The organism is Nostoc spongiaeforme FACHB-130 (genome assembly GCF_014698475.1).
GTDB lineage: Bacteria > Cyanobacteriota > Cyanobacteriia > Cyanobacteriales > Nostocaceae > Nostoc_B > Nostoc_B spongiaeforme.
In genome coordinates, this window is the sequence record NZ_JACJTB010000015.1 from 14867 (window position 1) to 36374 (window position 21508).

Genomic DNA, 21508 nt, shown 5'->3' on the forward strand with positions numbered 1-21508 from the left:
ACACTGGCTCCTAATGACCATTGACTAATATTCAATTAACGAGATAATCGGCAAATTGGGGAGATTATTCCGCCCTTGTAAATCCCGTAGCTCGATAATAAACCCAAAACCTACGAGTTCACACTCAAGCTTTTGAACTAACTTGGCTGTTGCACCGGCTGTACCACCTGTAGCAATTAAATCATCCACAATTAAAACGCGGCTGCCTGGATGCAAAGCGTCTTGGTGCATTTCCAAGCAGTCAGTACCGTACTCTAGTTCATATTCAATGGAGTGAACAGCTGCGGGTAACTTGCCTTTTTTGCGGACGGGAATAAATCCAGCGCCTAATTTATAAGCAAGGGGAGCGCCAAAAATAAATCCCCGTGACTCCATCCCAATCACATAATCTGCTTGGAATCCTGCTGCATTGCATTTTTCTGTAAAAAAGTCAATAGTATATCGCAGTCCTTCGCGATCGCGCAGTAGAGTAGTAATATCTCGAAATAAAATACCAGGCTTGGGATAATCGGGAATTTCACGAATTAAAGATTTTAAGTCCATAAACAGTTAGAAAATAGGGAATAGGTCAAGTATGAAGTGTGAAGTGTGAAGAAGAATTCAGAAGTCAGAACTCAGGAGTCAGAATAAATTTTTCATTCTGGATTCTGGATTCTGAATTCTGGCTCCTGTTCCCCAGTTATGGATGCTTGATTTTAAGCGGGAATCTACTAGGGGTGAGAGACTGAAGCAGAAAATATAGTATTTTCCCACTCCAGACTTCATACTTTAAACTTCAGACTTGAAAAATCGTACACTATAATGTCATACGCTGGATTTGAGGCTCTAGTATCATCATCCATTGACGATAGTGAGAATCTACACCAAGCTTAAATTATGGAATGGTACTCAATACAAGAAGGTAAACTGATGCTGTAAAAAGGGAAATTTAGGTATATGAGAGCTTTGGAGTAGAACAAGTTAAGTCATGTATACGTCAGGTATTATGGCTACTGCCACAGGTTTAATGTTATTTTTTGGCTACTTATCTTAAATTTAGTTGTACTAGTGTATCTAGTCTGTTGGAAGCGCACAAGGTAATTTATAGAATGAATGTCTCCGCGAGCATAACGCCGTTCAACAGTCCCGCACCTGCATCAACGCCTATGATTCTGGATACGTTACCAGATCCGGCGATCGCAGGACAAGGATGTCCGCCCAGAACTCGGCTACAAATCGACCTCATCTTATTGGCCATTGAAGCTTTAGAACTCGGTGGTTCCGAAGCAATTTTGGCCTTTGCAGAAGAGTTGGATTTAAAAGATATTATTAAAAATCGGGTAAATTTATGGCGGATGCGTAGCTCTAACCCCATGCGCCGCGCTAATATCCGCAGACCCTTAACAATTATAGAAGCCAAGGCTTTAGTAGTTATTGCTTGCTACATTGCACGGCGGTTAACCGTGGTCATCCGTCAAATGCTGATGATATATCAGCAAATGAATGAAAAACAAATCCCCCTGGAACAAAATTTGCGTTTATCTAATTACCTAGAACGCTTTCGAGTGCATTTTAAAAGCAGAATGAATGCGCGGCGTTCTGGGGTACTAGCATTAACATCTGATGAAAAATTAGATGAGTTAGCCATTAATTTGTTAGAAAAACTTCTATTTTGTACTGGTACGGCCGGAATGCAGCGATTCTGGATTAGTCTTTTTGATGGGGAAGTGGAATGAACATTCAACGGAAATACAGTTTACCTAACTGTACGTTGCTTTTAGAGGGTTTAAGCGATGCTTCCAGGGCAGCACATTTACAAGAACTCCGCCCAGAATTATCGATATTGGTCAATGTAGAATGCTATATATCTGGTTATAAGCAGCCTCTAGTGGGAGGTCGAGAATTTTTTGAAAGTTTGGTGAGGGCTGTGAGTGCTTATGGACAAGAATTTTTAAGCAATATCCCCAACCCCCAAGCCCATAACCAAGACTCAGAATTAGTAGAACTGCAAAAAATTGACCATAACCGTCATCGGCTAATTGTACATTCTGAAAGCAGTACTGAAGCTTTGGGTTCTCAGGCAAATAAATCACCGATTCAAATTGATATGAATACGGTGCAGTTATTTGATTTAGTAGAAGCAGTAGATCAATTTTTTGCCGATACCCAAACCCTACCGGAGTTAGCCCTAGAATTACAACCAATACCCCGACGCTACAGTGGTGCTAGTGAACTTGTCGTCAAGCAAGCACTACCAGCCAGTATTGGAGTTGCGAGTGTAGCTGTTGCGGCGGTTGCTTTTAGTTTGATTCCACCCCCCCAAGTTCGCACACCAGAAGCGCAACCAGAAACCCAAAGCAGCGCCACTCCCACACCAACGACAACTGCTGTCGCCACCCCTACTACAGAAGCAACGCCCCTAGCCAGCGCCACACCGACAGCGACACCCAGCGCCATTCCAACTACAGCCGCCACAGCACCCCCAACCACAGATTTAGAAGCCCTATTAAATACAACAGCCGAAATTACTGACCCATCTCAACTAAGGGCTTTAAATCGTCAGGTGTGGAATCAAATTGACCCGGCTTGGAGCGATCGCTCGACCGTCAAGGAAGATTTAGTTTATCGTGTTGGTGTAGCTGGTGATGGTGCGATCGTTGGTTATAAGGCAGTAAATCAAGGTTCAAATGAAGGCATTAATTTCACTCCACTACCAAAACTGCTTTACAACCCGGCAAAACGTTCGGCAATTAATAATGAACCCATAGCCCAATTTAAAGTAGTGTTTACTAACAAAGGTGTGTTGGAAGTTAGTCCTTGGCGCGGTTATGCAGGTACACCACAGGTAGTAGGCCGGAAAATTACAGACGCTAACACCGTTAAAGAATTAAACCAAAAGCTGTACAACACAATTCGCCAAAACTGGAAAGGTACTCCCAGCTACACCAAGGATTTACGCTATCGAGTCGCCATCAATAAAGATGGCATCATCGCTGATTATGAACCATTAAATCAAGTTGCCTTTGATCATTTCCGTGAAACACCATTGCCAAATATGTTTCAATCAGTTTATGGTTCCAATGGTGCAGCACCAGACAACCAAGAACCTCTAGCGCATTACCAAGTAGTGTTTAATCCTAATGGCAAACTAGAAGTTACTCCTTGGAAGGGGTATCAGTGACGGGTGATAGGTTACAGGTGAAAGAGAAAACTAAATGTAGATTGGGTGGAACGTAGACACCCGAAGGGTGGCTTCCCACAGGGTAGTGAAACCCAACAAAATCTGGGTTTTCGGTTGTGGAAATATACCATTTTAGATTAGGACTTACGCAGTGAGACGAAAAATCAAGGGTTTTGGAAAGGGTGTAAGGATATAGAGGTATAGAGGTGTACTTATTCAAAACCCTTACACTCCTACATCCAGTTTTCACAGACAATCTTTGCGCGTAAGTCCTGTTTTTGACATGGGTAAGTTTTAACTACGCCTTACCAGACAAGATATGAATTTCAACTGAGTTTGGGAATACTAAATTCAGCATTGAATATACGTATGGCTTTTTTACACGGAATTACCAAGATTTTTGTCCGTAAAAACTCTGGCACCAATTCATCTGTCAGCCCACAACCAGCAAAACTAAAAACGCTGGCGGAGTTAGAACAGGAAATAGCAAAACAAGGGCAAATTAGTAGGATATCTTCTCCACAACAACCCCGCAAAAGCAAAAAAGGTATAGGTAGCAAGCTAATTTGGCTCACCATACTAATTGGCATTCCCGCAGGTATAGTTTGGGTGGCAAATCAGCCAGAACCGACAATTCGCCGGACTGTAGTGCAGAAAGCACCTTTGTTGTTGCTTCCCAGTTACATCAATATAGAACAACATTATCGGCAAGCCTTGACATCTCTTGAGCAAGCCGAATACTTGATTGAAAAACCAACCAGCGCCGCAGATTTAGCCTTGGGTGAACAACAACTGCAACAGACAAAAATCCATCTGAATAACTTGCCAACGGTTTTTGGTAACGATTGGCCAGAATATAAATATTGGTGGTATGACTGGCGGTTCAGTGTTTATGGTTTGAATGCAGCGCGTCGTCAAGTAGGACAATTAGAAGCCAAGGTTTTTCAAGAAAAAAATGCTCAAACCCTGCTAACTGAGAATAATCAGGCATTATTGAATGCAAAACAGCAGTATCAACAGGCTACAACAATCACAGACAAAAAGTCAGCGATCGCAGCTTGGCGTGCTGCACTGGATAAACTAGAAGAAATCCCCGGTGAAACCTTAGCCGGAAAAACTGCTCAAACTCAACTAGATGGCTACAAACGAGAATTTCAGGAAGTTGTGGGATTAGCCGCAGGCAATGAACGCATCAGTACTTTAATTACCGCCGCCCAACAATTTTCTTGGCAAGCCGCAAAAGCCGGACAAAATCCACCACATACCGTCACCGAATGGCAACAAATAGAAAATTTGTGGTCAGAAGCTATTGAACGCTTAAAACAAGTTCCTTCCTCAGATTTATTAGGTTATGCCGAAGCCCAAAAGCTGTTAGCAACTTATGAAACTAATTTGGGTCAAGTCAAAATCAGACGACAAGCTGAAGCTGATTCTGTGCAAGCATTAGCCAGGGCGCAACAAGAAATAGAAAACCTAGTCGCATCTTTGCCTAATGACCCCAAAAATGTCGATCGCAATCGCGTCATTAGTCAATTACACAGTATTATCAATCAATTAGAAAAAGTCGAAAAAGGCACAACTGTTTATTTAAAAGCCCAAGAGTTGCTATTATCTGCCAATAATAAATTCAAGCAATTCCAGTAAGCTCGAAATTTAGTTGATTTTTTTCAAAAAAATAGCAGTTTGCATATTCTCAGAATCTTGTAGAGACGTTAAATCCAAAGCAATAAGGTTTAGTTAGTCATTTTTTCTTCTCTTCGCGCTCTTTGCGCTCTTTGCGGTTCGTTCAAAAAAATGACTTTAACAAAGAGTTTTAGTCTTAACTGAACTGTATTGACATATAATGTTTCTCACTCTAGTGAGGTACAAGCAAGAATAATTAACCGCAGATGAACGCGGATAAACGCAGATGGAAACAGATAAGTTTGTACCTCAGTAGACTAGGAAACGCTATATAACGTTTCTACAACTTGGTATCAAGACTTCAAATCGAGTAATCCTTCTTCCTTCAATTTAGGATTAAACCGCATTTGTAATTGCAACCCACGAGATTCTAAAATTTTGAAAATTTCTGCTTCTACCCTTCGCGCCACATTCTTGATAATTTTGATTTGTGCCAACTCATCATTAACAGGATTGTTATAACTCGCTTGTTCTTCTACTGTCATTAAATTTTTGACATTAATAGGTTGTGTCCATTTCTCTTTATTGTCACCATTGCCCGCAGGTATTGTGCCATTTTCAACAATCCAAGCATTTTCAATATTTTCTAAAACTGTCCGACTAGGACGTTCAATAGTTTGTACCTTCACCCAATAGCATTGTTCTGGTTGACGCACTAAATGTTGTTGCAAACTAGAATAAACATCACGAGAATATCCGACAAACTGTAGCAATTGATCATGATTAAAAATTGCATACACACCTATTTTTCCTTGAAATATTTCCGGGAGTTTTCCCTCTGCATCAATGTAAGGAAAATATTCTAGATTTGTTAAAGACGGATTATTTATTTCGTTATTCATATATAAAATATTGTTAATTTCAATTTTCTACAAAACAAAATTCATCGGCGTTTATCGGCGGTTAATTTTCTCTTGTAATTCATTCCCATGAAAATTACTATATAACAGTCGAAGCATAGTTTAAGACTATGTTTGTGGATAAAACATAATTTTCTCAAAATAGTCAAAAAAAAGGCAAAAGAAACTTGTCTCTTGCCTTTCTTAACTAATTATTCACTGACGATTTACATATCGAAATCATCATCTTCATCAACTTCCTCGTATTCATCCTCTTCATCATCAGGTATGAGGTCGTGGACTTCATGAACTCCGTCGATAATTAAATCATCTTCATCCAAAATTGATCCTGTGCGTCGGCTACCATAAGTACCTTCAGTCAGAGAAGGTGCATCTAAATTGTAGGCGCGGGCGGTGCGATCGTCTAACACCATATCCAGAGGATCATCAACTTCATCCAAGACACTGGTAGTATCCAAAGTTGAGTAATCATCGATCGCACCCGGTTCATCATAGGTATTGTACCCAGTACCCGCCGGAATCAAGCGTCCGATAATTACGTTCTCTTTCAGACCCCGCAGCCAGTCAGATTTACCCTCAATTGCTGCTTCCGTCAATACCCTGGTTGTTTCTTGGAAGGATGCAGCCGAGATAAAGCTGTCTGTATTCAAAGATGCTTTGGTGATACCTAACAATACTGGTGTGTATTGCGCTCTTGCACCACCAGTAATAGCCATTGCTTCGTTAACTTGTTCAACTTGGCGCAGTTCCACCAACTCACCAGGAAGCATGGTAGTATCACCACCATCATCAATCCTCACTTTGTTGGTCATCTGGCGGACAATTACTTCAATGTGTTTGTCGGCAATATCAATCCCTTGGGACTGATAAACTAACTGCACTTCGTTCACCAAGAATGTTTGAACTTTCTGTAGCGCATGGCTGGCGCAGGCGTAGACTCCATCCTCAGAACCCAAGCTGAAGAAGATTTCTAGAATTTCGTGGGGGTTGGATGGGCCATCTGTAATGGGTTGTCCGGCTGTTACGTGATAACCATCAGGTACGATCAAGTTTTGTCCAGGGCCAAGCTGATAGTCGGTGACTACACCATTGGATTCCACAACTTTAACAGCGATCGCTTCATCGCCATCACCATAAACCACCTTGACTTCTCCGCCACGACGTACCAAAATACATGCTTCTTTTGGTTTGCGTGCTTCTAGAAGTTCTTCAATCCGTGGCAAACCTTGAATGATGTCTCCGGTTTTGGCGCGTTCAAAGACCAACAGCACCAAGTTATCACCGCGCTGTACCAAATCGCCGTCTTCTATTTGCAACACCGCACCAGGACTGACTCGGTAAGGACGACCAGAGCGAATTGTCACCCGATAATTCTGGGTACTGAGGGCTGATTCATCACCAGCAGCTGCGGGAGGCGCATTCTTCACCTCTACAACTTCCCCAGATTCTTCCGCAAATACACCGGGGGCGATTTCTGCACCTTCTACGAGCAAATTGCCGACTTTCACCTTCGGTTGTGCAGCAGTTGTGACGGTGTTCATATCGCTGTGACGCAATACTAAGCAACGGCGTACAGTTTCTGTGCCTTTTTGGACACCGCGCACAATCCCGCCTTCTTTACACAAGATTTGGGTACGTGCAACTACAGCCCCAGGGGCAATAGTATCGCCATCTTTGACTTCCAAACTAGTTTGGGTACTACCTTGGGTAGCATCAGCTACAATGTCCCGGCGAATTACTAATGATTCCAAAATCACTAGCTGCAAGCGTTGGATTTCTGAGTCTTCTGCGTCAGGAATCAATTCAATATCAGCTGCTAACGGCGAAGCATTGTGGTCTTGTTCGCCTTCTTGCTCAATTTCCAACACTAGCTGAGTCCGCAGTAATTCCACACCTTCCACAGATTTGACTCGCTCAGAATCTTTGTAAGGTAGGCGCTGTACGGCGCGTAATTGAATTGAACGTCCGGTTTGCTGACTTACAGATGTTGTTGAAGGTACATCTGGGGTATTAGGTACAGCAAATTCCACTACAGGACGGCTTAACAATGCTGGGCCTTCGGGAGATTCTACATACTGGATGTAGCGCAACTCAGTAAAGGTTTGTCCCAACAGTTCTTCCCCTGGCTGGACAAAGGTGTTATCTCGCCCAATCACTGCTTCTGGATCATCCACCATCAGCAGTTCGCCGGGTTTAACCACTACTTCCCGCAGAATGTCGTTTTTCTGGGTGACTTCGACGACACCACTGTTTTGACAGAAGATATCTTTGACGACTTCAGAACCTGCTTCGACAAACTGACCATCTTCTACCAACAGCAGCGAGATATCTTTGTTAACTTCGTGGGTTTCTTCGGGAATCCACAGGATGGTACCGCCCTGTACTACTTCATAACCTTGTTTGGCTTTGCCTTTCTTCTGGACTTCTAGCCCAGCGAATTTCAAAAAGCCACCAGTGGTTGTGCGATAGCGGTCATCAATTAATTCCGCAACTACTTGACCATTCTGCACTTTTGTGCCTGGGGTAGCCCGCAGGTTAAATTCCTGGTTGTTCCCAGTGGTAATTAAGTAGTTGTTGCGTCCTTGAGAACTGTTAACAGTAACTGCTGCTTGGTCTAGAACCACCGAAGCGGTGATGATTTCAATTTCTCTGGTACTCTTGCCGGGGGTAGCTTCGGGTAAACGCACTACACCACCATGCTGACTGGTGAGTTTGGTTTCCGCTAACACACCGTTGCTATCGATGCGATCGCCATTATTCACGACCAATTCTGCACCAGGGGGCAAGTTATAAACTTCCCCAGATAAAATCCAAATCAAACCACCTCTAGCGGCTGTGGTTGTGGTGTTACCTTGGCGGTCGGTTTTTTGTTCCGCCACCACATCGGCAAATTTCACTTCTCCAGCCAAGTCCGAGGCCACATCTTTCACCGCTTTTTCAGTGTTGGCGCGAGTTGTCCGTCCCCCAATGGCGACTTCTGCCAATAACTGACCTTGTTTTACCTGTTGACCATCAGTGATGTATAGTGTGGAACCTTGGGTAACTTGAATTTCTTGGTTAACAGGAGTTTCGCTACCTTCTTTTTTGGGTTCTAAAATTAAGATGCCGTTCGCTTCCACGTACAAAGCATCTTCCCCGTGGCGTGTACGGTAAGGTCTTGTCCGCAACTTGCGAGGAATCTTGACTGTCCCAGCCATTTTGGAGCGTACTTGTTGAGCAACTTCCCCAGTGAATACCCCACCAGTGTGGAATGTCCGCATGGTTAGCTGAGTACCGGGTTCACCGATACTTTGCGCCGCAATGATCCCCACCGCTTCCCCCAGGTCTACCATCTTGGCGTGCGCCAAACTCCAGCCGTAGCAATGTTGACATACAGAACGGGCGGCTTCACAGGTAAGAGGCGATCGCACCACTACTTGTGTTACCCCAGCTTTTTGAATTATTTTTGCCAAGTCATCAGAAATGGGGGTGTTGCGTGGTGCTATTACTTCTTTGGTTGTAGGATGCACTATATCCTCTCCCACTACCCGTCCCATCAAGCGCGTTGCCAGAGGAATCAAGGTTTTGCTACCTTCCGTCATCGACTGTAGAGCTAGACCTCTGCTAGTACCGCAATCGAATTCTCGAACAATCACATCCTGGGACACGTCCACCAGACGGCGTGTCAAATAACCAGAGTCAGCCGTCCGCAGCGCCGTATCTACCAAGCCTTTCCGCGCACCGTAAGAAGAAATAATATATTCTGTAACCGTCAAACCTTCCCGGAAGTTGGTTTTAATTGGTAAGTCAATAATTTCCCCTTGAGGATCTGCCATCAGTCCCCGCATCCCTACCAACTGACGAACTTGGGAAATATTACCCCGCGCTCCCGAAAACGCCATCATGTACACAGAGTTGAGGGGATTGGTTTTTTTGAAGTGAACCACCACCTCATCTTTGAGAGCTTCACTCGTACCGTTCCAAGTATCAATTACTTTTTGGAAACGTTCTACTTCTGTGATTTCGCCCCGTTGATAACGAGCTTCTGTCGCCCGAATTTCTTCTTCGGCGGCTTCCAAAAGACTGCGCTTGCTTGGTGGTACCATCAAATCATCCACACTGATGGAAACCCCAGCCCTAGTAGCGTAGCGGAAACCTAAATCTTTGAGTTTGTCCGCCATCACTGCGGTTCGCGCCGTACCGTAGTTGGTAAACGCCCAAGAAATCAAATTTCTCAGTTGACCTTTATCAACTACACGATTGCGAAAAACTTTTTTTTCGTTAGTCATTAGTCATTCGTCCTTAGTCAATAGAAGTCAAAAGGCAAAAGTAAAAAGGTAAAAAAGTTCTTACTTTTGCTTTTTGCCTTTTTACTTTTAACTTACTAGTGCTTCCTGAATTGCCTTGTTGTAAATGACGCGGCCAGGTGTTGTGCGTATGTACTGAGAAATCAAATTTCCTTGGGAGTCTTCTCGAACTCGGCGGAACTTATACAGTAATGTCCGGGTACCGTCATCGTTATTGGTTACTTCCAAAGGTTCTGTATCAGGTTGATCTGATTCAACCTCACCATCAAACCGCACGTAGATATAGGCGTGTAAGTCTACTTGCTGTTGCTCAAAGGCCATAATTACATCTTCGAGGGAAGCAAAGTATTTACCAGCGCCTTTTGTCGCGTGGGGATTTTCTGCGGTCAGGTAGTAAGCCCCCAAAACCATATCTTGGCTAGGTGTAATGATTGGTTTACCTGTAGCTGGCGACAAAATATTATTAGAAGCCAACATCAACAACCTTGCTTCCGCCTGACTTTCCAAAGAAAGTGGGACGTGTACCGCCATTTGGTCGCCGTCAAAGTCAGCGTTAAACGCCGGACAAACCAAAGGATGTAATTGAATGGCTCGTCCTTCCACCAAAATTGGTTCAAAAGCTTGAATCCCCAGACGGTGTAGTGTGGGTGCGCGGTTGAGCATCACTGGGTGTCCTTCGATCACCTCTTCTAACACATCCCAAACACTTGGGTCAGAACGAGAAATCAGCTTTTTCGCCGCTTTAATGTTATTCACCATCCCGCTACGAATTAAGCGGTTAATCACAAACGGTTGAAATAACTCGATCGCCATTTCTCTCGGTAAGCCGCACTGGTGAATATTCAGTTTCGGACCCACCACAATTACTGAACGTCCAGAGTAGTCAACCCGTTTACCTAACAAGTTTTGTCGGAAACGTCCTTGCTTACCCTCAATAATGTCAGACAAAGATTTTAGTGGTCGGTTATTAGCACCAACTACCGTCCGACCCCGACGACCGTTATCAATCAGCGCGTCTACTGCTTCTTGCAGCATCCGCTTTTCGTTCCGCACAATAATTTCTGGTGCCAAAATCTCCTGTAGGCGTGCCAGACGGTTGTTGCGGTTGATTACACGTCTGTATAAATCATTCAAGTCGCTGGTTGCAAACCGTCCACCATCAAGTTGCACCATTGGACGCAAGTCTGGCGGAATCACGGGTATGACGGTCATCACCATCCACTCTGGTTTAGAACCCGTCGCAATGAAGTTGTCAATTACCCGCAGCCGTTTAATCAGCTTGGCGCGTTTTTGACCTTTAGCTGTGCTAATTTCTTCCCGCAGGCTTTCTGCTTCTTGCTCTAAATTAATATCAGCTAACAAGCGCAGCAGTGCTTCTGCACCAATGCCAACCTCTACCCCTTGTAAGGTAGAATCTTCGCTGTAAATTTGGTCTTCAATTTCCAACCACTGGTCTTCACTCAGTAGTTGCTTGTAAGTTAAAGTTTCGGCATTACCAGGGCTGAGAACAACATAAGAGTTGAAATACACTATTTGTTCTACATCCCGCAAAGGCATATCCAACAGGATAGCAATATAACTGGGGATGCCTTTGAGATACCAAACGTGAGCTACAGGTGCAGCCAGTTTGATATATCCCATCCGGTGGCGACGCACTCTAGATTCGGTGACTTCTACCCCACAACGTTCACAAACAATGCCTCTGTGGCGGACTCTCTTGTACTTACCACAGTGACATTCCCAATCTTTTGCGGGGCCAAAGATGCGCTCACAAAATAAGCCATCCATCTCTGGCTTTAAAGTCCGGTAGTTGATCGTTTCTGGTTTGGTGACTTCACCTACTAACTGACCATTAGGTAGGGTGCGTTCGCCCCATTGCCGAATGCGTTCTGGTGATGCCAAACCGATTTTTACGTAGTCAAACTGATTAGTTTGGGCTGCTCTCATACTTAAGTGTTGAGTTACAAGTAAAGTATTCAGTTAAAAGTAATCAATCAAGAGATTTCTAAGCTGTGAGTGCGAATACTGAGGTATTAAATACTCAGCACTCAGCACTCATTACTCTCTATTCGTCGTCATCTAACGATTCACGGGAGAGAGATTCGTAAGTTGGACGTGGTGGTGTACGTCTGGCTGACTGGTCTGCCATTAAATCAACTTCCACATCTAAAGAACTACCATCAGCTTGGGTTTCTACTTTATGAACCGCAATATCTAACCCCAAGGATTGCAATTCTCGCATCAACACCTTAAAGGATTCTGGTGTACCTGGTCGGGGAATTGCCTTACCTTTAACGATCGCATTTAAGGCTTCATTTCGTCCCTGCATATCGTCGGATTTCACTGTCAGCAATTCCTGTAAGGTGTAAGCTGCACCAAAGGCTTCCAACGCCCACACTTCCATTTCCCCAAATCTTTGACCACCTTGTTGAGCTTTTCCGCCCAAGGGTTGCTGTGTAACCAAGGAGTAGGGGCCTGTAGAACGAGCGTGAATCTTGTCATCGACCAAATGCACCAGTTTCAGCATATAAGCTACACCAACGGTCACAGGTCGATCAAAGGGTTCGCCGGTACGTCCATCAAACACCATGATTTTGCCGGGGTCATCGGGGTTATATACCCAGTCTCTACCTGTTTCGTCCCGTGCTTCTTGCAATTTGCCATGCACAATGCGGCGGGATGATTCTTCCCCATACATTTCATCAAAGGGAACTATCTTAAAGCGCACACCCAAGGTATGACCAGCCCAGCCCAACAAACACTCAAATACTTGTCCGACGTTCATCCGGCTGGGTACGCCCAAGGGGTTGAGTACGATGTCTACTGGGGAACCATCTGGTAAGTAAGGCATGTCTTCCAGTGGCAAAATCCGTGAAATAATCCCTTTATTACCGTGGCGACCCGCCATTTTATCCCCGACTTGGATTTTCCGCTTCTGGGCGACATACACCCGTACTACCATGTTGGCTCCCGGTGGTAGTTCATCTCCTTGTTCACGAGTGAACAAGCGAACATCAACTACACGACCTTTTTCACCGTTTGGTACACGCAAGGAGTTATCCCGCACATCCCGTGCTTTTTCCCCGAAGATGGCACGTAAGAGTTTTTCTTCTGGTGGTTGGTCGGATTCACCTTTGGGTGTAACTTTACCGACTAAGATATCGCCTGATTCTACCCAAGCCCCAATGCGGATAATGCCTTGTTCGTCTAACTGGCGTAAAGCATCTTCCCCAACGTTGGGAATTTCTCTGGTGATTTCTTCTGGGCCGAGTTTGGTTTGCCGAGCCTCAATTTCATATTTTTCAATGTGAATTGAGGTGTAAACATCATCTTGTACCAACCGTTCCGAAATCAAAATTGCGTCTTCGTAGTTATAGCCTTCCCAAGGCATATAAGCGACGACAATATTTTGCCCCAGTGCCAATTCACCGCCTTCGGTGGAGGAACCATCTGCTAGTACTTGTCCAGCTACTACTCGTTCCCCAATCCGTACCAAGGGTTTTTGGTTCAAACAGGTATCTTGGTTAGAACGTTGGTATTTAGAAACGGTGTATCTAATTTCCGGTGCATTTGGTTTGGGACGCACGCGAATTTCTGTCGCGTCTACGTAGGTAACATCTCCGTCTGTCCGGGAAACAATCACCATCCCGGAGTCTCTCGCGCCTTGGGCTTCCAAACCAGTTCCCACTAGGGGGCGTTCTGGTTTCAGCAAGGGTACTGCTTGACGTTGCATGTTAGAACCCATCAGCGCCCGGTTCGCGTCGTCATGTTCCAAGAAGGGAATCATACTAGTTGCCACCGATACAATTTGTACTGGGGAAACCGCTACGTAGTCTACCTGCTCTGGGGTCGTGGTGGAGAATTCTTGGCGGTAACGGACTGGTACTTGTGGCCCAATAATTAAACCATTTTCATCTACAGGTATGTCTCCTGGTGCTACCCGCAGGTCATCTTCTTCATCGGCGGTCATGTAAACAGGAGGTAAATCAAACCTTACCCGTGCATTCTCTACTGGACGGAATGGTGTTTCTAAGAAGCCGTACTGGTTAACACGCGCATGGGTTGCCAAGGAACCAATCAAACCCGCGTTGGGGCCTTCAGGAGTTTCGATGGGACAAATCCGTCCGTAGTGGGAGGGGTGAATATCCCGCACCGCAAACCCCGCCCGTTCACGAGTCAAACCGCCAGGGCCTAAAGCTGATAGTCGGCGTTTGTGGGTCAGTTCAGCCAGGGGATTGGTTTGATCCATGAACTGACTTAATTGGCTGGAGCCAAAGAATTCTTTAATGGCTGCGACTAGAGGTTTGGGGTTGACCAGAGATGCTGGTGTCAAAACTTCGGCATCAGATACGGTCATCCGTTCCCGAATAATCCGTTCTAAACGATTCAAACCCACCCTGACTTGGTTTTGCAGCAATTCGCCCACGCTTCTGACTCGGCGATTACCCAAGTGATCAATATCGTCTATGCTACCAATATCGTATTCCAGGTTGATGAGGTAATCGACGGCTGACAAAATATCACCAGGGGTCAGGACACGCATGGTATCGGGAACTGACAACCGGAGTTTTTTGTTGAGTTTATAACGACCAACTCTACCCAAGTCATAGCGTTTGGGATCGAAGAAGCGAGAATCTAATAGTTGCTGTCCACCTAATACGGTTGGTGGTTCACCGGGACGGAGTTTGCGATACAACTCCATCAGGGCTTCTTCTTCTGAGAATTGCCCTTCTTTTTCGATGGTTTTTTGGAAATATTCTGGGTGACGTAGGGCATCAAAAATTTCGTTATCTGATAAACCCAAGGCTTTGAGAAGTACTTGCGCTGAGAGTTTCCGGGTTTTATCGATCCGTACCCACACCAAATCGTTCCGGTCGGTTTCAAATTTCAGCCATGCACCCCGGTTGGGGATGAGGCTGGCAGAATATGTCCGCCGACCGTTTTTATCGATTTCCGATTTGTAGTAAACTCCAGGCGATCGCACAATTTGGTTGACAATTACCCGCTCGGCTCCGTTAATAATGAACGTGCCGCGATCGGTCATTAACGGCAAATCACCAATAAATACTTCTTGTTCTTTAATGTCCCCTGTTTCTTTGTTCAACAGGCGCGTGGGGACATACATTTGCACTGCGTAAGTACTATCCCGCCGTTTTGCTTCCTCTACGCTGTACTTCGGCTCCTTAAGTTTATAGTTATGTCCTAAAAAATGCAGTTCTAATTTGCCTGTGTAGTCTGTAATAGGACTAAAGGAGTTCAGTTCTTCTATTAACCCTTCTTCTAAAAACCAGCGAAAGCTTGATCGCTGAATTTCAATCAAGTCGGGCAACAAAAAGGCGGGTTCCATATATTTGTCGTTATTCATGCCTCTACCTTTGTCAACCTGGTTAAACTTTTAGAGGACACTGCTAGGGGATGATGCTTGATCCGCGTCAGTGTCCGTAGCCATTGGGGAACTTCTCCTTGTGCCACCTGTTATTAATTCATGCTGATAACCGCAGCATTTTTTTAATCTGGACAGGGTGATTTTGACAAGGGGGGTAAACGCCCTTGCAAGCTATTAATAGCGGTTATAACCCAGCTATTAACTTGATTTCTCAACGACAGGTTGAGAGAGTTCTGCCTTTGATTTACTTTCCTCACTTCCCCTCCAAAGCGCGTAAGTAGCTTACGCAGCTCAAAATTTTTGCATCTTAAATCTTTAAATTAAGCACGCTTATCTTCACGGCAATATCAAAAGATAATGATAATCGGCCGCGTGATGCTGGCTTTGAATCAAAATGGCTTTATTTTGGTGGGTTTTACTCACAAGACAAGTACTTTTAACAATTTTCTATAGTTTTAGATACAAAGCAGGGTATATTTTGCCAAATTTTATCTCAATGTCGGTTGCTATGGTGATTCATTGATTCCGAGCATCCGTGTGTGGAGAGTGGAGGATGGTCAAGTTGATAACAATATATTAAGCTTAAAAGTCTTTGGTTTCTTCCTTTATCATTATGACGCAAGCAAAATGTTTTGGAGGCATTAATATTAGCATATTTTTATCCTCCTGAATTTTTTTATCTTGGTACACACCCGACAATTGCAACAGTTAATTACTTAAAGAGCCAATCCAAATAGTTTACAAGCATTGTGCGTGGTTTGGTGGGCGATCGCTTCTACAGTCTCTCCCCGCAATTCGGCTAATTTTTCCGCTACATAACGGACATAAGCTGGTTCATTGCGTTTTTCACCCCGTTTGGGAACAGGAGCCAAAAAAGGACAGTCTGTTTCTATTAATAGGCGATCGCTACTTACCATCGCGGCTGAGGCGTGAATTTCTTTAGCGTTTTTGAATGTTACAGTCCCGCTAAAGCTAATGTAAAAACCCAGATCCAAAAACCATTGGGTTTCCTCTGGTGTACCACCCCAGCAGTGCATTACACCCCGCATTCTTCCGCCTGTAATTTCCTGCCATTTTTGCAAAATTTCCCTGACATCACTGGCCGCATCTCGACAGTGAATAATCATGGGCAGATTGAGTGCTGATGCGATCGCTAATTGCTCGGTAAATACCATGCGCTGCTGCTCATAGTTTTCGGCTTTGTAGTAATCCAGCCCCATTTCCCCAATTGCCACCACTTTCGCCTCGGAACTTGCCAAGTGTTTAATTTTCTCGGCTGTGTCACTTTGCCATTGTTCGGCATCCAAAGGATGTAACCCTACAGCAAAACTTAGTTCAGGAAATTGCTGGGCAATTGCTTGAATGCTGGAAAACTCTGATGGTTCTACACAGGAATGTACTAAACGCACGACCCCTGCTGCTTGCCACCGCGATCGCACTGCTGCTAAATCTGGCTGGAAGTTATCAAAGTTAAGATGAACGTGGGTGTCAATTAGCTGCATTTTGTCTTTTGTCCTTTGTCTTTTGTCATTGGTTTTTGCTGCAACACATAACCAATGACAAATGACCAATGACTACTACTGTGCGGTTGCGACTGGCTTGAGTTTATGAGCCAATCTCGATTTTTTCCTAGCACCGTTGTTAGGATGCAGAATGCCCCGCTTTACAGCTTTATCGATTTTGCTGTAAGCCTCAGCCAGCCTTAAGTCAACTTCTTGTTTGAGTTCGGGCGTAGGATTAGCTGCGTAGGTTTCTACCACAGTTAAGTATTTCTTCATCAGCGTCTTAACAGCTGATTTGTAGGTTTTATTCCGCAGCCGATTGCGTTCTGCGATACTGGCGCGTTTAAGAGCAGACTTTGTATTCGCCACAGTCGATTCCAAAAAGACTATTTAATATGTACACACACTACTAGATTTACTAATATAGCATTCATCTTGCCAATATCAGAATTTCTCAAAAAAATCTTGCTTTGGTTTGAAGAAGGCAGGGGGCAGGGAGTAGGGGCAGGGGCAGTCCCGATGAAACAAGTTTCATAGCCAAGCATGAAAGTGGGACTAGCATTGTTGCTCAGCACTCAGCATTTTCAAGTCAGAGGGCAGGGGGCGGGGGGAAGACTTAGCCTGAGCTTGAACTTTGTCCCCGCCAGAGCGTCCTTCCAGGGCGGGGCTTCGCACCCATGCTTCCGCACTCCAGGGAAGGGCTTGCTTCCCCTGCTCCCTGCCCCCTTCCCCTCTGCCTCTTCTGTCAGTGAATTTCTGTGCCGAACCCTGGAAATAAGCTAGAATAAAGTACCTGAATAAATAATCAAATAAGTAATAACTATACTCAGACCCTATACTGACCTTTTGGATTGGCAAATCAAAATGTATCGACATAAGAAAACCATAGAAAGTAAGGCATAGGGGGGAAAGATAGGTAGAATTACACTCCTGCTTTCTATCCAAAAGCCCACTAGGCAAGTCGAACTGAGGCAATTCGATCATCTAAATTAACTCACCCATGTGCTGGCATCCTGGGGAGTATCAAAAAAATCCAGGTTAAGCTAGAGATGAGAATTAAAGCGAAACTCATCCCTCTTGGGGGTCAAGAGCCAGACTAATTCTCAAGCGGGAATAATCTAAAAATTTTGGCATTTTCCTTACTCCATGCTGCGAATCATTACTCAGCAGGCAGATGTTAAAGCAGAACTACAACGTATCTGCGATCGCACCCATGACGAACAAGTGGTTCATAAAGAAGCAACGGTGCGGGAAGTGTTGCAAGCGGTAAAGCGCCAAGGCGACAAAGCTGTGCTGCACTACACGGCTGAATTTGACCACCAAGCCTTAAAGCTGGAAGAACTGCGCGTTACGGGTTCGGAACTAGATACGGCGTATCAGCAAGTCTCTAAAGAATTGCTCCAAGCGATTCAGTTAGCGGCTCGGCAAATTGAAGCATTTCACCGTCAACGTGTCCCCAAAAGCTGGGTCAATTTTGGGGAAGATGATGTAGTCTTGGGCAAACGCTACACCCCAGTAGACCGAGCCGGGATATATGTTCCTGGTGGTCGTGCGGCTTATCCAAGTACGGTGTTAATGAATGCTATTCCAGCGAAGGTGGCTGGCGTACCCCGAATTGTGATGGTGACACCACCAGGGGCGGGGAAAGTGATTAGCCCAGCCGTGCTGGTGGCGGCCCAAGAAACCGGAATCGAAGAAATTTACCGCGTTGGCGGGGCGCAAGCGATCGCCGCTTTAGCCTATGGGACAGAAACAATTCCGAAAGTTAATGTAATTACCGGGCCAGGCAATATTTACGTCACCTTAGCCAAAAAACTCGTCTATGGTACTGTGGGCATTGATATGCTCGCAGGGCCGAGCGAGGTGTTAATTATTGCCGATGAATTTGCCAATCCGGTGCATGTGGCTGCTGATATGTTAGCCCAAGCCGAACATGATCCAATGGCAGCAGCAATTTTATTAACTACAGATCCGGCTTTGGCGAAAAATGTCCAAGTCGCGGTGGAAAGACAATTAGTTGATCACCCCAGGCGGATCGATACGGAAAAAGCGATCGCCCACTACGGCTTAATTGTGCTGGTAGAATCTTTAGCAGCCGCAGCAGAACTCTCCAATGAATTTGCACCGGAACATTTGGAGTTGGAAGTCAAAGATCCTTGGGCAATTTTGCCGCAAATCCGCCATGCTGGAGCGATATTTTTAGGCTACTCCACACCAGAAGCTGTTGGTGACTATTTAGCAGGGCCAAACCATACCTTACCTACCTCTGGCGCAGCCCGTTATACTTCAGCTTTAAGTGTAGAAACCTTTCTCAAACACTCCAGTATTATTCAATACTCACCCACAGCCCTGCAAAAAATGGCTGGCGCAATTGACGCACTAGCAACAGCAGAAGGACTACCTTCCCACGCTGATTCAGTCCGGCGGCGGATTCAAAAAGATGAGTAATGGGGAATGCTTAATTTTTTCCAACACTTTTAGTAAAAACTAGCCTGGGGCTGCACACTAGAAAATCAAACTGTATGGCGGCAAAGCGATTAGCGATCGCCAAGCATACATAAAATAAGATAAACCTGAGCTTCCATCAGTAATATTATTGGTGTAAGTGCTAGAGTTTCAGGGGTCTACTTTTGAGGAGACGAGGGCAGTGCTGAATAATATATTGGTAGCTCTGGATGGTTCGGATATTGCAGAACGTGTCATTCAGGTTTTGGATGATTTGGTATTATCACCAGAAACTAAAGTCGTTTTGTGTCACGTATTTCCGACACCAGATTCAGAGATGGAACTACCCGCCGATCGTCCTCATCCAGAATCTCCAGCATTATCTTATTTCCAAATCGAAAAACAACTCCAATCTTACAAAGAAAAAATATCGATTCACAGTGCAGTAGAATTAGTCACTGGCGAACCTGCCGATGAAATTATTCGCCTAGCTAATATTTATAAAGCTGATTTAATTATTATTGGGAGTCGCGGATTAACTGGAATGAAGCGCATTGTCCAGGGTTCTGTGAGTAGTCAAGTAGTAGAAGAAGCTAATTGTTCTGTATTAGTGGTAAAGCCCAGTAAAAATTAACAATGGTAGTAACAGCAATATGACTACAACTACCCCAAAACTCTCTTTTGCCGAATATCTAAAATACAATGATGGCACTGATACTCGTTACGAACTAGTCAATGGAGAATTAATTCCCCTGAGTTTGAGAAGTGGGCAACACGGGGCAATCATCGGATTTATTACTCAATGTTTTCAAAATGAAATTATTAGACTAAATTTTGATTGGACTGCCAAACAAATGATGATTGGTGTGCGTTCTCCCCGTGCAGGTAAATGGGACACCTCCAGAATTCCTGATGTCGTGATTATTCCCTTACCTCAATGGCGAGAATTAAGAAACAGAGAAGCAGTGATTGAAATTAATGAACCACCGCCATTGTTAGTAGTAGAAGTTGTCAGCGAATCAACCAAAACTGTAGATTATCGAGCCAAGCGAGTTGAGTATAATGCTCTGAATATTCCAGAGTATTGGATTGTTGATCCATTAATCAATAAATTAACTGTCTTCACATTGATTGATGAATTATACGAACCAGCAGAATTTATCGGCTCAGAAAAAATTTTATCGGCAACTTTTCCCGAATTAAAATTAACAGTTGAGCAAGTGTTATCTGCGGAAGATTAACGGTAAAAACTTTATTTGTATTTTACTTTAAGTTTATAATTAGTTTTTCCTTTCTGACCCAAGGTTATATTAATACCCTCTATATTTTGTTCAATACACTTTATGTCTAAACCTTGCACTACTTGACGATCCAATTCTATTTCCATTTCATCTACATTATTGTCCTTACCAGCTTTGATAATAGTTTCTATATTTTTAGCATCATCATTCTCAAGATTACCAGGTTTAGAGAATATTTCTAGGATAGGAAAAAAAGCTGGAAAGAGTAGTGAAAATATACCTAGAGGGGACTTACTTTCAAGTTTTTTTGTTTGAGGATTATAATATAAAGTCATAAGCAAGTATAAAGTTGAACTACGTTAATTTATCGTCTTACGACAATAACATAGACTCTTTTTTTCGCCAATTATTTATATTGATTTTTGTTCCCTACTCTTTTAGTTTTGAAAGTACATAAGTCTAAGTCAGAAGTTGCGTTTAGTATTCGTCTTTGTCATTTTTCATATGCTTTTCTGCACTAAAAACTGCCGCAGGCTTAATAAACTCAAGGTTTGACCTAAATTGATGGGTAACATCGAAATGCCTTCCAAGCGGGACTGTACCCAACCTTCGCCCCAGTACCATTCATGAAAACCGTCAATACCGCCACTGAGTAGCAACCGCAGACAATTGGACTGCACTACATCCACCTGATGATGAATGGAGACAGGGCCAGTCCAGCTTGTAAACTGGAATCCTGGATAAATTTCTTCGGGCATTCCGGGGTTAAAACGTTGCCCTAAGAGCCATTTTTCTAATTGTGCTGGACGTAGCAAGCTATCACCAATGGCGCTGGCTGATGCTGCGATTTCTATCCGTAGTTGGCTTTGTTGAAAATTACCTAGCATTTTTTGCGAATTGTAAAGGTGAGGACGACAAAAAAGTATTCAAAAGCGAGAAGCCATA

General features: G+C 44.2%; 13 protein-coding genes and 1 pseudogene. 6 read left to right on the top strand and 8 right to left on the bottom strand.

Annotated features, from left to right (window positions below):
* Positions 1 to 24 precede the first annotated feature (24 nt).
* Positions 25 to 543 (bottom strand): adenine phosphoribosyltransferase, encoded by a 519-nt coding sequence (locus tag H6G74_RS13440; protein WP_190968146.1) that lies wholly within the window; start codon positions 541 to 543, stop codon positions 25 to 27.
* A 545-nt stretch (positions 544 to 1088) separates the two neighbouring features.
* Here H6G74_RS13440 and H6G74_RS13445 point away from each other — a divergent pair.
* From H6G74_RS13445 to H6G74_RS13455, 3 genes are all read left to right on the top strand, one after another.
* Positions 1089 to 1715, top strand: coding sequence for a DUF3038 domain-containing protein (locus H6G74_RS13445; protein WP_190968147.1), 627 nt, complete (start codon positions 1089 to 1091; stop codon positions 1713 to 1715).
* On the top strand, positions 1712 to 3160 hold the full coding sequence (locus H6G74_RS13450; protein ID WP_190968148.1) for a DUF4335 domain-containing protein: 1449 nt from the start codon (positions 1712 to 1714) through the stop codon (positions 3158 to 3160). Before H6G74_RS13445 ends, H6G74_RS13450 begins: the two co-directional genes overlap by 4 nt.
* Before the next feature lie 369 nt (positions 3161 to 3529).
* Complete coding sequence (locus H6G74_RS13455) at positions 3530 to 4804, top strand: hypothetical protein (RefSeq protein WP_190968149.1); 1275 nt, start codon at positions 3530 to 3532, stop codon at positions 4802 to 4804.
* A gap of 332 nt (positions 4805 to 5136) precedes the next feature.
* Here the strand turns inward: H6G74_RS13455 and H6G74_RS13460 are convergent, their stop codons facing one another.
* The 5 genes and pseudogenes from H6G74_RS13460 to rpsT form a co-directional block, all read right to left on the bottom strand.
* Complete coding sequence (locus H6G74_RS13460) at positions 5137 to 5685, bottom strand: GIY-YIG nuclease family protein (protein ID WP_190968150.1); 549 nt, start codon at positions 5683 to 5685, stop codon at positions 5137 to 5139.
* A gap of 224 nt (positions 5686 to 5909) precedes the next feature.
* A pseudogene (locus tag H6G74_RS13465) lies at positions 5910 to 11936 on the bottom strand (DNA-directed RNA polymerase subunit beta'').
* 118 nt (positions 11937 to 12054) lie between these two features.
* The gene (gene rpoB, locus H6G74_RS13475) at positions 12055 to 15354 is read right to left on the bottom strand and encodes a DNA-directed RNA polymerase subunit beta (RefSeq protein WP_190968153.1); all 3300 of its coding nucleotides are present in this window, start codon (positions 15352 to 15354) and stop codon (positions 12055 to 12057) included.
* A 737-nt stretch (positions 15355 to 16091) separates the two neighbouring features.
* Positions 16092 to 16877, bottom strand: coding sequence for a TatD family hydrolase (locus H6G74_RS13480; RefSeq protein ID WP_190968154.1), 786 nt, complete (start codon positions 16875 to 16877; stop codon positions 16092 to 16094).
* 75 nt (positions 16878 to 16952) lie between these two features.
* The gene (gene rpsT / locus H6G74_RS13485) at positions 16953 to 17246 is read right to left on the bottom strand and encodes a 30S ribosomal protein S20 (protein ID WP_190968155.1); all 294 of its coding nucleotides are present in this window, start codon (positions 17244 to 17246) and stop codon (positions 16953 to 16955) included.
* A 777-nt stretch (positions 17247 to 18023) separates the two neighbouring features.
* Between rpsT and hisD the strand changes: the two genes are divergently transcribed.
* The 3 genes from hisD to H6G74_RS13500 all read left to right on the top strand — a co-directional run bounded on the left by hisD (position 18024) and on the right by H6G74_RS13500 (position 20563).
* Positions 18024 to 19325: a histidinol dehydrogenase gene (gene hisD / locus H6G74_RS13490; RefSeq protein WP_190968156.1), complete on the top strand. Its 1302-nt coding sequence runs from the start codon at positions 18024 to 18026 to the stop codon at positions 19323 to 19325.
* A 199-nt stretch (positions 19326 to 19524) separates the two neighbouring features.
* Complete coding sequence (locus tag H6G74_RS13495) at positions 19525 to 19956, top strand: universal stress protein (protein WP_062290373.1); 432 nt, start codon at positions 19525 to 19527, stop codon at positions 19954 to 19956.
* A 19-nt stretch (positions 19957 to 19975) separates the two neighbouring features.
* Positions 19976 to 20563, top strand: coding sequence for a Uma2 family endonuclease (locus H6G74_RS13500; protein ID WP_190968157.1), 588 nt, complete (start codon positions 19976 to 19978; stop codon positions 20561 to 20563).
* An 11-nt stretch (positions 20564 to 20574) separates the two neighbouring features.
* Here the strand turns inward: H6G74_RS13500 and H6G74_RS13505 are convergent, their stop codons facing one another.
* Both H6G74_RS13505 and H6G74_RS13510 read right to left on the bottom strand, forming a co-directional pair.
* Positions 20575 to 20898, bottom strand: a complete 324-nt coding sequence (locus H6G74_RS13505; RefSeq protein WP_190968158.1) for a hypothetical protein — start codon at positions 20896 to 20898, stop codon at positions 20575 to 20577.
* A gap of 165 nt (positions 20899 to 21063) precedes the next feature.
* Positions 21064 to 21450 carry a hypothetical protein gene (locus tag H6G74_RS13510; RefSeq protein WP_190968159.1) on the bottom strand — a complete coding sequence of 129 codons (387 nt, stop codon included), beginning with the start codon at positions 21448 to 21450 and terminating at the stop codon, positions 21064 to 21066.
* Positions 21451 to 21508 lie beyond the last annotated feature (58 nt).

Coding starts and splice junctions, on each gene's coding strand:
- H6G74_RS13440 (WP_190968146.1), bottom strand. CDS start 543: ATGGACTTAAAATCTTTAATTCGTGAAATTCCCGATTATCCCAAGCCT.
- H6G74_RS13445 (WP_190968147.1), top strand. CDS start 1,089: ATGAATGTCTCCGCGAGCATAACGCCGTTCAACAGTCCCGCACCTGCA.
- H6G74_RS13450 (WP_190968148.1), top strand. CDS start 1,712: ATGAACATTCAACGGAAATACAGTTTACCTAACTGTACGTTGCTTTTA.
- H6G74_RS13455 (WP_190968149.1), top strand. CDS start 3,530: ATGGCTTTTTTACACGGAATTACCAAGATTTTTGTCCGTAAAAACTCT.
- H6G74_RS13460 (WP_190968150.1), bottom strand. CDS start 5,685: ATGAATAACGAAATAAATAATCCGTCTTTAACAAATCTAGAATATTTT.
- rpoB (WP_190968153.1), bottom strand. CDS start 15,354: ATGAATAACGACAAATATATGGAACCCGCCTTTTTGTTGCCCGACTTG.
- H6G74_RS13480 (WP_190968154.1), bottom strand. CDS start 16,877: ATGCAGCTAATTGACACCCACGTTCATCTTAACTTTGATAACTTCCAG.
- hisD (WP_190968156.1), top strand. CDS start 18,024: ATGCTGCGAATCATTACTCAGCAGGCAGATGTTAAAGCAGAACTACAA.
- H6G74_RS13500 (WP_190968157.1), top strand. CDS start 19,976: ATGACTACAACTACCCCAAAACTCTCTTTTGCCGAATATCTAAAATAC.
- H6G74_RS13505 (WP_190968158.1), bottom strand. CDS start 20,898: ATGACTTTATATTATAATCCTCAAACAAAAAAACTTGAAAGTAAGTCC.
- H6G74_RS13510 (WP_190968159.1), bottom strand. CDS start 21,450: ATGCTAGGTAATTTTCAACAAAGCCAACTACGGATAGAAATCGCAGCA.